The sequence below is a fragment of the Bacillus sp. AR13-1 genome (assembly GCF_008042285.1).
In the GTDB taxonomy this organism is placed as follows: Bacteria; Bacillota; Bacilli; order Bacillales; family Bacillaceae_G; genus Bacillus_A; species Bacillus_A mycoides.
On the sequence record NZ_QNUA01000005.1, the window covers coordinates 19,691 to 31,487 of the forward strand.

11 protein-coding genes and 1 other annotated feature are annotated in these 11,797 nt (G+C 36.7%); of the genes, 1 reads left to right on the forward strand and 10 read right to left on the reverse strand.

The window, feature by feature from the left end:
• Positions 1-21: 21 nt before the first annotated feature.
• From DN408_RS01895 to zapA, 8 genes are all read right to left on the reverse strand, one after another.
• Complete coding sequence (locus tag DN408_RS01895; RefSeq protein ID WP_002167601.1) at positions 22-480, reverse strand: NEAT domain-containing protein; 459 nt, start codon at positions 478-480, stop codon at positions 22-24.
• Between the two features lie 23 nt (positions 481-503).
• The gene (gene isdC, locus DN408_RS01900) at positions 504-1,262 is read right to left on the reverse strand and encodes a heme uptake protein IsdC (protein WP_147739945.1); all 759 of its coding nucleotides are present in this window, start codon (positions 1,260-1,262) and stop codon (positions 504-506) included.
• Between the two features lie 461 nt (positions 1,263-1,723).
• Positions 1,724-3,049, reverse strand: a complete 1,326-nt coding sequence (gene brnQ6 / locus DN408_RS01905; RefSeq protein WP_002184862.1) for a branched-chain amino acid transport system II carrier protein BrnQ6 — start codon at positions 3,047-3,049, stop codon at positions 1,724-1,726.
• Positions 3,050-3,162: 113 nt separating this feature from the next.
• Positions 3,163-3,413: a binding site (T-box leader), on the reverse strand.
• A gap of 107 nt (positions 3,414-3,520) precedes the next feature.
• Positions 3,521-4,210, reverse strand: a complete 690-nt coding sequence (locus DN408_RS01910; protein WP_002129330.1) for a 23S rRNA pseudouridine(2604) synthase RluF — start codon at positions 4,208-4,210, stop codon at positions 3,521-3,523.
• Positions 4,211-4,406: 196 nt separating this feature from the next.
• Positions 4,407-6,767 (reverse strand): endonuclease MutS2, encoded by a 2,361-nt coding sequence (locus DN408_RS01915; protein ID WP_002129331.1) that lies wholly within the window; start codon positions 6,765-6,767, stop codon positions 4,407-4,409.
• Positions 6,768-6,786: 19 nt separating this feature from the next.
• Complete coding sequence (gene polX, locus DN408_RS01920; protein ID WP_002129332.1) at positions 6,787-8,505, reverse strand: DNA polymerase/3'-5' exonuclease PolX; 1,719 nt, start codon at positions 8,503-8,505, stop codon at positions 6,787-6,789.
• Positions 8,506-8,560: 55 nt separating this feature from the next.
• Positions 8,561-9,100 (reverse strand): CvpA family protein, encoded by a 540-nt coding sequence (locus DN408_RS01925; RefSeq protein ID WP_002129333.1) that lies wholly within the window; start codon positions 9,098-9,100, stop codon positions 8,561-8,563.
• 2 nt (positions 9,101-9,102) lie between these two features.
• A complete protein-coding gene (gene zapA / locus DN408_RS01930) occupies positions 9,103-9,372 on the reverse strand; it encodes a cell division protein ZapA (protein WP_002112165.1) in 270 nt (89 codons plus the stop codon).
• A 123-nt stretch (positions 9,373-9,495) separates the two neighbouring features.
• On the opposite strand from zapA, the gene rnhC reads away from it, so the two are divergent.
• A complete protein-coding gene (rnhC, locus tag DN408_RS01935; protein ID WP_002129334.1) occupies positions 9,496-10,434 on the forward strand; it encodes a ribonuclease HIII in 939 nt (312 codons plus the stop codon).
• Positions 10,435-10,651: 217 nt separating this feature from the next.
• Here the strand turns inward: rnhC and DN408_RS01940 are convergent, their stop codons facing one another.
• Both DN408_RS01940 and DN408_RS01945 read right to left on the reverse strand, forming a co-directional pair.
• Complete coding sequence (locus DN408_RS01940) at positions 10,652-10,786, reverse strand: YuzL family protein (protein WP_002112167.1); 135 nt, start codon at positions 10,784-10,786, stop codon at positions 10,652-10,654.
• Between the two features lie 82 nt (positions 10,787-10,868).
• Positions 10,869-11,771: an SDR family oxidoreductase gene (locus DN408_RS01945; RefSeq protein WP_078177708.1), complete on the reverse strand. Its 903-nt coding sequence runs from the start codon at positions 11,769-11,771 to the stop codon at positions 10,869-10,871.
• Positions 11,772-11,797: the final 26 nt, after the last annotated feature.

The window sequence follows — 11,797 nt, forward strand, 5'->3', positions numbered from 1 at the left end:
TCCTTTTTTAAAAATTTCCAATTATTTAATGCTGTTCCCATCAAATACAAAACGAATATCATATGAAGCGTTATAATTAATAATTGGGATATTAATTTTCACCTTGCCATTTAGTTTTTTTGACAAGTCAGCAACTTCAAATTCTACAACTCTAGTATTCTCTTTTGTATTTTCACTTAACACAGTAGCTTCTACGAATTGACCATTTTTTTCTACTTGTAAACTTTTAATAGAAGTACTATCTTTCACTTTGAATGAAACATATTGTTTTCCATCTTTAACTGTTAATGTTGCCGGACTTTCAAAATAACTATTCATTCTAGATGATTCATCTTTATCGCCTTTCCATACAGTAAAAGCAATATTATATTTTCCATCAGCTAGTTGTGTAGCAGCTTTTGCATCTTGTAACCCTAGTGTTGCTATAAACGTAAATAAGACAGCAAATACGGCAATAATCATTTTAAATTGTTTAAACATATATTCATCGCCCTTCCAAAGATTTATTTACCTAACTTCACTTTACGAACTAAGAAAACACCTGAAATAAGAAGTAATGCTGCAAATAATCCGATACGTGCTTCATCACTTGTTTTTGGGTTATCTGTTTTTTCAGCTTTCCCACTTTCATTTGTTCCTTTATTTACATCTTTGTTTGTTTCTTTGTTTGTTTCTTTGCTTGTTTCTTTGCTTGTTTCTTTGTTTGTTTCTTTGCTCTCTTCTTTCTTCACTTCTTCTTTTACTTGTGTATTTTTTTGAGTTTGATCTTCATTTTTTGTTGCAGCAGTTTCCTTATTCTCTCCACCTACTGCTTTTACATTTGCATCAAACGCAAAGCGAATTGTGTAGTTATGGTCATAATTTACGTTCGGTACAACAACATGAATTTTTACAGCTGCTGGTTTAGATAAGTCGTCTATTTTAAACTCTACAGTTCTTTTATCTGCAGATTCATCTTTACTAACAACTTTTGCATCAACAAAGTTCCCGTTCTCTGGTGCTTTAAATTCTGTAATCCAAGCACTATGATTCATAGGAATTTGTACTCTCATCTCACCATTTTTTACAATTAACTTAGCTGGTTTTTCAAAATAATCATTTGCCATTGAAGCTGAATCATTTTCTGCTTTTTGTATGACATAGTTAATATCGTAAGTACCGTCAGCTACATTTGCCGAAGCTTGTCCGAATGGCACTACGAGAAAAGCTAGCATACATACGAATGTCATAATAAAAGCGGGTAATACCGAAAACTTTCTCATTTACCTTACTGCCTCCTTGTTTTTCTTTTTTGAAAATGATAATTATTCTCAATATATAAGAAAAAAAATAATCTTTCTATCTCTATTTTATAACGAGTAACACTATGTAGTTAGAAATATATTGATTATCATTCTCATTGATAGATAAAAAAATAATCCCACCAATTTTTCCTATAAGAATAAACATAAAACTCTTTCATCATTTTATTGATTATCATTCTCAACGAATTTCAAAAAAAAATAAACCGCCTAATTCTATCGTTCTATCACCTCTTCTTACAAAAATGATATAGTCATAGAAAACCTCTTCCCTTCCAATATTTCCACAACTAAGTCAATCTTAGCCTACTGGTAATTTTTTTGTCAACTATATTACGTATAAAATTTTTAATATCTGAATTCTTCTATATATAATTTTTCTATAAAAAAAGAGGCTTTCTTTTAAAGAAAGCCTCTTTCCCTTATTTTTCTACAGCAATTTCTTGCTTTTGAAATAAAGAAACTACATATCCAATTGCAATTCCAATGATACCCGGAACTAGCCAACCAATCCCTACACTATATAATGGAATTTTATCTAAGATAGGAGCAAGGGCCGCTACTTGAAGATTTGCATTATGCAATCCATCAAAGAAGCTAATTGCAAATGCGCCTACAATACCGCCTACATACATAGCTAATGGAAGACGAATATAGTTTTCAACAAGTGATAATACGATCAGTACGATACCAATTGGGTAAATTGCAATTAAAATCGGCAATGCTAATGCGTTTAACTGAGTTAAACCAAGATTTGCTACCATAAATGCTAATACAGAGAAAATAAAAATGACTTTTTGATAAGAAAGCTTTGGTAATAACGAAGAAAAATATTCTCCACAAGCTGCTACAATACCGACAGAAGTTGTTAAGCATGCTGCTGTAATTGCGATACCTAGTAATAATGTTCCGTAGCTACCAAATAAATGATTCACGACGTTTGTTAAAATAATTCCGCCGTTTGCTCCCATTCCAAGTGAAACACTTGAAGCTCCAAGGTAAGCAAGTGCTAAATAAACAAGAAGTAAGCCAAGTGCTGCAATAAATCCTGCAAAGATTGTTACTTTCGCAATACTGTTCTTATTTGTAATGCCTTTTGCTTTTAAAGCATTGATCACAACATTTCCGAAAACAAGTGCTGCAAGTCCATCTAAAGTTAAATATCCATCAATAAAACCTTTAAAGAGTGGGGCACTATACGCTTCTGTAGGGGCACCAAACTCTCCCATTGGAGTCATAATTGCTTTCGCTACAATAATTGCAATAACAGCTAATAAAATTGGAGTTAACACTTTACCAATGCGCCCCACTAATTTCGATGGGTTTAATGCTAAATAGAAAGTTACTGCAAAGAAAATAAATGTAAAGATAACAAGTGGATAGGATTGACCAGCTATCTCACTTGGTAAAAACGGTGCAACACTCATTTCATAAGCAACAGTCCCTGTACGTGGCACACTAACAAATACGCCTAAACATAAATAAATTGCAGTAATGAAAATTAGCGCGAATACAGGATGTACACGTCTTGCTAATTCATTAATATCTCCCTTTAGAGCTATAACAATAACTCCTAATAAAGGCAGTCCTACACCTGTTACGATAAAGCCAAATAACGCGATCCATACATCTGTTCCAGCACCTTGCCCTAACGCTGGTGGGAAAATCATATTACCGGCACCGAAAAACAGTGCAAATAACATTAAGCTTATTGCAAACATCTCAGAAAACTTTAAAGATGATTTCATTTCTACTACCTCCTAATTATTTTATTGACAAAATATTCTGAATTAAAATCCGTCACATATCCTCTTTCAAGCATACTTCCCCGTAAAAGAACGCAAAAAACACCCGTCCCTAACAAAGGGACGAGTGTTGAAATCGTGGTTCCACCCTTATTCTAATAAAATGAATTTATAACGAAATAAGCTCATTTTATAGCTCGTGTAAATTGATAACGGTTTTATCCGCCAAGAATTACAATGCATCTGCAGTTCACTCTTGAAGTTTAGAGGTGGTAAGTTTGTCTTTCCGTATTAGGAAGCTCACAGCCTAAGACTTCCCTCTCTGAAAATCGTCAAAAACAACTCATGTCCTCATCATTACTTTTATAAAATATGTTGTCGAAACTTGTTGTTTTTTATTATATGGGCTATTTTTTAAAAAATCAATAGTTTTATTTTTTCTGACAAAAAAATATAGGGAGAAAACTTTCCTCCCTATAACTGCCCTATTAATATTTCTAATTCCTTAGGTGTAATGTCTCGCCATTTTCCAGCTTCAAGCTCATTTAGCTCTATATTCATAATGCGCACTCGCTTTAGCTTTGTTACAGTAAATCCGAAAGCACGACTCATTCTACGAATTTGCCTGTTCATTCCTTGCGTTAAAACGATGCGGAATGTAGACTGATTAACTCTCGTCACTTTACATGGCTTCGTCATTCCATCTTTAATCTTTACACCGCTGGACATCTCATCAATAAACCAATCTGTAAACGGCTTATCAACAGTGACAACATATTCTTTCTCATGCTCATGATCACCGTGCAAAATTTGATTCGCAATCGCACCGTCATTCGTTAATAAGATGAGTCCTTCCGATGCTTTATCTAATCGTCCAACAGGAAAGATTCGTTCTGGATAATCGATATAATCAATAATGTTTCCTTCAATATGTTCGGCTGCTGTACAAGTAATTCCAACTGGTTTATGGAAGGCAATATACACCTTTTCTTTCTCTTCTTTTGCAATAACCTGTCCATCAATCGTTACAACATCACCATCACTCACGATTGCACCGTGCGTACATATTTCGCCGTTAATCGTCACGCGTCCCGCTTTAATGAGGCGGTCTGTTTCGCGTCTTGAGCAAGATTTTGCTTCGCTTATGTATTGGTTGATTTTCATGTTTTATTCCTTTTCTTATAGATTAAAAGCGTCAATCCATGGCAATATCATTATGCCAAGATTGACGCTCCTTTACTTCGCAAAAACAACTAAATAAATAACCCCAATTACCAAAAATATTCCGCAACAAGCTAACAATACTTTTGCAAGTTTGTCCATAAACATATAATGGTTTCCCCTTTTGTTTGGTTGTTTGCTATTTTAATTCGACAACTGTTACGCCTAGGCCTCCCTCGCCCATGTCACCGTAGCGGTAGGTTTTCACACCGCGATGTTTCTTCAAGTAATCTTGTACACCTTGGCGAAGCGCTCCTGTTCCTTTACCGTGAATAATTGATACACGAGGATAGCTTGCAAGCTGTGCATCATCTAAATATTTTTCAACGCGCATCATTGCATCTTCATAACGTTCGCCGCGAAGGTCTAGCTCTAACGACACGTGATAATCTCTACCCTTCACACTTGCGACTGCTTTTTTCTCAGTTTGCTTCGGTGTATTAATGTATTCCATATTGGATTCTTTCACTTTCATCTTCAGAATACCAATTTGTACGCTCCACTCTGTATCACTTACTTTTTCAAGCAATTGACCTTTTTGACCGAACGTTAACACTTTTACTTCATCACCTGATCGTAATTGTTGTTTCGGCGCTGTATTTTTCACATGTACTTTTTGTTTCTTCACAAGCTCTGGCGCTGCCCCTTCTAGACGGCTCTTCGCTTCAATAAGCTCATGGTCTTTCACATTTACAAGCTGTGCTTTACGCAATTGACGAAGTTCATGAATAATGCCTTCTGCTTCTTTCTTCGCAGCTTCGACTTTTTCTTCCCCTTCTTTTTGCGCTTTTAATAATTTTTCATCGCGCTCATCATTAAATTCAATAATTTGACGCTGTAATTCACGATGAAGTTTTTCAGATTGCTTACGATGCTCTTCCGCTTCTTTTCGTTCGCGCTCTGCATTTTTTTGGCTTTCTTCTAACTTTGCAATCATATTTTCGATTTTGTTCGTATCTGTACTAATATGGTTACGAGCGCGATCAATAACGCGATCAGACAAACCAAGACGCTTCGAAATTTCAAAGGCGTTACTACGTCCTGGTACACCGATTAATAATTTGTACGTTGGGCTTAATGTATTCACATCGAACTCAACGCTCGCATTAATAACTTGCTCACGATTGTATCCATATGCTTTTAATTCTGGGTAATGCGTCGTTGCAACAACGCGAGCACCACGGTTACATACTTCATCTAAAATAGAAATCGCTAGTGCAGCCCCTTCTTGCGGATCTGTCCCAGCACCTAATTCATCAAATAGGACTAAACTTTCAAAATCAGCTTTTTCTAAAATATCTACAATGTTTACCATATGAGAAGAGAATGTACTTAAATTTTGTTCAATCGATTGCTCATCACCGATATCAGCAAAGATGTTTTTAAATACACATATCTCTGATTCATCCATTACTGGAATATGAAGACCAGATTGCGCCATTAAGACACAAATACCGACTGTTTTCAGTGTAACTGTTTTACCACCTGTATTCGGTCCTGTAATAACGATTGTTGTAAAGTCTTTACCAAGCATAATGTTATTTGGCACGATAATTTCCGGATCAATAAGCGGATGGCGTGCTTGTTTTAAATCCATGTAGCGTTCATTATTTACGATTGGCTTCGTCGCTTTAATTCGCTTCGCATAAAGAGCTTTCGCAAAAATAAAATCAAGATTTGCAACTACTTCTACGTTTGATAAAACAATATCAGCTTCCACTGCCACTTCTTCCGTTAACATCATTAAAATGCGTTCTACTTCTTGTTTTTCTTTCACACGTGCTTCTTGAAGTGCGTTATTTAATTCCACGATTACTTGCGGTTCGATAAATAATGTTTGTCCAGAAGCAGATTGGTCGTGAACAATACCACCATATACGCCGCGGTATTCTTGTTTTACCGGGATTACGTAGCGTTCGTTACGAATCGTTACAATTGCATCTGATAACATTTTTTGCGCGTTTGAAGAACGCGTCATGTTTTCTAATTTCTCACGAATACGGCTTTCCGCAGTACGAATTTGATTACGAATACCACGCAATTTGTCACTTGCGCTATCGACTACTTCACCGCCGTCACCAATACAATTTGTAATCTTCTTTTCTAAATCATATAAAGACACAATTTGCGCGACATGTGTTTCTAAAATTGGAAGCTCAACACCGTTGTCAATCATATCGTCAATGAAACGTTTCATTTGGCGACTACCGTACATCGTACTTGCGATTTCAATTAATTCATAAGGACTTAACATACTTCCAATTTTCGCACGCTTAATATTTGAACGAATATCAGAAATCCCTCCAAGTGGTACATGTCCTTTTAAACGGATGACTTTCGCTGCCTCATCCGTTGTTTCTTGCAATTCCACAATTTCTTCAAAATCTGTGCTTGGCACTAAATTCTTCACTTTATCACGACCAAGTGAAGATGCTGTATGTTCAAGTAATTGTTCTTTTACTTTATTGTATTCTAATACACGCAACGTTCGTTCTAACATGTTGCAGGTCCCCCCTGTATTACTTATTACGTTTAATATAGTCTAATAAACGTTCAATATCCCATGTGTTAATCACGTTATCTTTTTGAATCCAACCTTTACGCGCTGCTGCTACACCTGTTTCCATATCTTCTAACATTTCAAGTGTATGGGCATCCGTATTAATCGCTACTTTTACACCAGCATCTTGTGCTTGTTTTAATAATTTCGCGCTTAAATCTAGACGGTTTGGATTTGCATTTAATTCTAAAACTGTATTTGTTTCTTTTGCGAGCTGGATTAATAAATCTGTATCTACATCGTAACCCTCACGGCGCCCAAGAAGACGTCCTGTCGGATGGGCAATCATTGTGACATGCTTATTCTCAAGTGCAGTGCGAAGACGCTTCATAATCGTTTCACGGTCTTGTGAGAAGCTTGAGTGAATAGCTCCAATGACATAATCTAGTTCTGCTAATACTTCATCGTCAAAATCAAGTGTCGCATCTGGTAAAATGTCCATTTCAATCCCGCGCAAAATTGTAATGTCTGGATACTTTTCATTCATACGTTCAATTTCTTTCGCTTGTTCACGAAGACGCTCTTTCGTTAAACCGTTCGCTACTTTCAAGTATTGCGAGTGATCAGTAATTGCCATAAATTTATATCCATGAGCGCGGCACGCTTGTACCATTTCTTCAATTGAAAAAGCACCGTCACTCCACGTTGTATGCATATGTAAATCACCCTGTATATCAGAGAACTGAATTAAGTTCGGATACTCTTTAATTAATTCAATTTCTTTTCCATCTTCACGCACTTCTGGTGGGATGAATGGAAGGCCAAAGTGGGCGAAGAATGCTTCTTCTGTTTCGAATGTTTTCACTTCACCTGTGTCTAAGATTTCCACACCGTATTCACTAATTTTCTCGCCTCTATCTTTCGCAATTTGGCGCATTTTTACGTTATGGTCTTTTGATCCGGTGAAATGGTGAAGAGTTGTAATAAATTCTTCTGGTTTTACTAAGCGGAAGTCAATTGAAATATCATATTCATATTGAAGACGAACAGATACTTTCGTATCTCCACTTGCAATCACTTCAATCATATTATCAAATTGTAGTAAATGTTCACGCACTACTGCTGGCTCTGTCGTTGCAATGATGAAATCTAAGTCCTTCACTGTCTCACGAACACGGCGTAAACTACCAGCGCGTGAGAAACGAATTATTTCAGCAACATTCGACAATTTCTCCTCTATTTCCCCGGCAATAGGCAATACCATCGCAATTGGTAAACGCTCTGGACGAGAGCCTACTTGATCAATTGCTTCTAATATTTTCTCTTCTGTTTTCTTACCGAATCCAGCTAAAGCTTGTACTTTATTTTCTTCACAAACAGCTTTTAACGTTTCCATATCAACAACACCAAGTTCTTTGTATAACTTGGCCACCTTCTTACCACCAAGGCCTGGTAGTTTTAATAGTGGTAATAAACTGCTTGGTACTTCTTTTTCAAGTTCTTGTAGTACTTCAGATGTTCCCGATTCTATATATTCTTGAATAACTGCTGCCGTTCCTTTTCCGATACCTGGAATCTTTGTGAAATCTTCAATTTCAGAAAGACTACGGTCATCACTTTCTAGTGCTGCCGCCGCTTTACGGAATGCAGATATTTTAAATGGATTCGCGCCCTTTAGTTCCATAAATAGGCCGATTGTCTCTAGTAATTTGATAACTTGTTTTTTATTCACTTTCATCATTGCCCCGCCTTTCTTTCATAGAAAAAAACTTCTCTTTCCGAAAAAAGAGAAGTTACACTCTGCTACCTGTCTGCCATAGTTCCTTCACCTTTTCAGAAAGAATCGGTGTATCGTCTACAATTATTTTGCTAATTGATGATTTTTGTAATGGTGTTTGTATTTGTTCAATTGGAAGAATTGTTCCAACAATAATTAAGACAAACAGAATGATATACACTTCTAAAAAGCCAAGAAGTGCCCCAGCAACCGCATTGACTTGCTTTAAAACTGGGATTTCTGCAAACATATTCAGTAAATTACCAAGTAGTGAAAGTGCGATTTTTGTAATAATAAATAATACGATAAACGCAATTGCTTGATAGAAGACACCCTCAATATTATTCGCATCTATCCATTCTGGAACAGAAACATTCTTATCAAATGGATACGGAATAATTTTCGCAAGTGCTGGCGCTAAATCTTTACAATACCAGTATGCAACGAGGTATGCGATAATAAAGCTTGTTAACTTTACAAGTTGCAAAATAAATCCTCTGCGTAAACCGAGGAAGAATCCCATAACAAGCAATAAAATGATAATAATATCAATCATGTTTATTCAATTCCTTTTTGTGTCATACTTTCTTTCAATTTCTCATGTTCTTCTTTTAATTTTATGTAATCGTGTATGACGTTTACCGCCGTCAATACCGCTAGTCTACTCGTATCAAGCGAAGGATTCTTGGCATTGAGTTCGCGCATTTTATCATCCACAATCGCTGCTACCATGCGGATATGACTTGTACTTTCATCGCCAACAACTGAATACTGTTGGCCATATATTTCTACATTAATTCGACTTTTATTTCCCTTTTGTTGTGACAACTCACCGGCCTCCAATCACGTACAGAATCCTAAAGTTTATCATACCATGAACCATCATAATATGGAAACAGAAAGAACAATCCGATATGATAAAAATAACAACATAAAAAAGGAGCGACCATTTTGTCAAATTCTATCGTAATACAAACAAGTTCTACAGTAATTGAAGACATGAAACAACAATACAAACAAGCACTTAGCCCCAAAATTCCGCAAGGCGGTATCTTTATGGCAAAAGTTCAATCTTGCACAATTACAGCTTATAAATCAGGAAAAGTGATGTTTCAGGGTGGACGTGCTGAAGCAGAAGCTTCTCGTTGGCAAACTGTCTCTCAAACACCAAAATCAGCTGTAAAAAAATCGGTCAATTCACATCGTTATGCGCCGCCCGTTTCCATCGGCACAATGTCTATTCTAGGATCAGACGAAGTAGGTACTGGTGATTACTTCGGACCGATGACAGTAGTTGCTGTATATGTGGATGCAAAGCAAATTCCACTTTTAAAAGAACTTGGTGTAAAAGACTCCAAAAACTTAAATGATGCTCAAATTGCTGAGATTGCAAAACAACTCCTTCACGTTGTTCCTTACAGCTCCCTCGTTCTTCATAATGAAAAATATAACGAGCTATTTGATAAAGGAAACAACCAAGGTAAACTAAAAGCTTTACTGCATAACAAAGCCATCACAAACTTATTGGCTAAAATTGCACCTACAACACCTGAGGGTATCTTAATCGACCAATTTACACAGCCTGATACATACTATAAATATTTAGCGAAACAAAAACAGGTACAGCGTGAAAATGTTTACTTCGCTACAAAAGGTGAAAGTGTCCATTTAGCAGTAGCCGCCGCTTCCATTTTAGCTCGTTACTCATTTGTAAAACAATTTGACGAACTAAGCAAAAAAGCTGGTATGCAACTTCCGAAAGGTGCTGGTAAACAAGTTGATATTGCCGCTGCTAAATTAATTCAAAAAGTCGGTAAAGAAAGACTACCTGAATTTGTGAAAGTGCATTTTGCTAATACAGAGAAGGCGTTTCGGTTACTGAAAAAATAACTACTTTTTAGTATCGACAGGATATGGATGAACTAAACAAGGCGAAAAGAATTGAATTCTTTTCGCCTTTTATGAATGAAAAATGGATAAATAGGATCTCACACGTTCCTATTTTCGCCGCACTTATTCTATATATCTATATATTTAAATTTAGACTGATATATATTCATTTACTATTCACCTAAAAAAGAGAGTCTCCATGACTCCCTTTTTATGTTTAACTTCGTTTCTGCTTCTTATTTGATGAAGGTACTTTATAAGAACCCGTTTCATGCGTAGTCGTTCCTTGTCCTTCCACTTCCGGAGAACCTAAGCTTGATCTAGAATGGTCTGTTTTCACTTTCTTACTCATTACAATCACCCCCAAGATTACTTTTCACTTAAGAGTAAAAAACTATTCAGCATAACCATCTGAACATATACTGGCTACTCTTTTATCCTCCTGTCTGTTTTTCACTAATGTCCCATAGACGTTTTGCGGCATCCTTATCCAAGGCAGCTTCAGACATTTTTCCTATTTGCTTATCGGCATAGTAATAACCACTATGATCAGTAAATTCAGTTGATTCTGCTAGCCATATTAGAGTTTCAGCACCTTTCTCGGGTGTACGAGAGAAAGGTTTCATTGCTGCCATAGTTAAGCGAGCAACTAGACCATTGTCCTGGTTGAAATTCGTAGCCACTAGCCCTGGATCGAAGCTGTATGCACTAACACCCGTCCCCTCCAACCTCTTTGCCAATTCAGCGGTAAATAAAATATTTGCTAGTTTTGATTGAGCATAACGCATTGTAGGACCACCCATAAATTTCTTAACACCACGATAAAGTTGTTCTGCATCTAAATCACCGAAATCAATTCCCTTTTTAGCCATTTTGTGACCGTGAGATGCGGTGGTGATAACACGAGCAGGAGCACTTTCTTTTAAACGCTCCAACAGCAAATTAGTGATTAGGAATGGACCTAAATGGTTAACCGCCCAAGTCATCTCCAAATCGTCCTCTGTAAGCTGCCTTGTTTGAAATAAAGCACCAGCATTATTCACTAATATATCTATTCTCGGACACCTTTCCAAAATATCAGTAGCTACCCGGCGTATAGATTGTTGGGAAGCCATATCAGCTAAAAATAGATCTATCATCACATCCCCATTCGTTACATCCTTAATTTGAGCAATAGCAGCATTCGCTTTTTCCTCGTTACGTGCAATGATTCCTAGTTTGGCACCGCGCTCTGTAAATGCCTTAGCTGCCGCTAATCCAATACCACTTGTTGCACCAGTAATCACCACATACTTGTCATGCAGTGTCCACTTTGTATGACTTGGAATCTCCCCCATCGAGCCAAAACCCCTTTCCCTTGCCC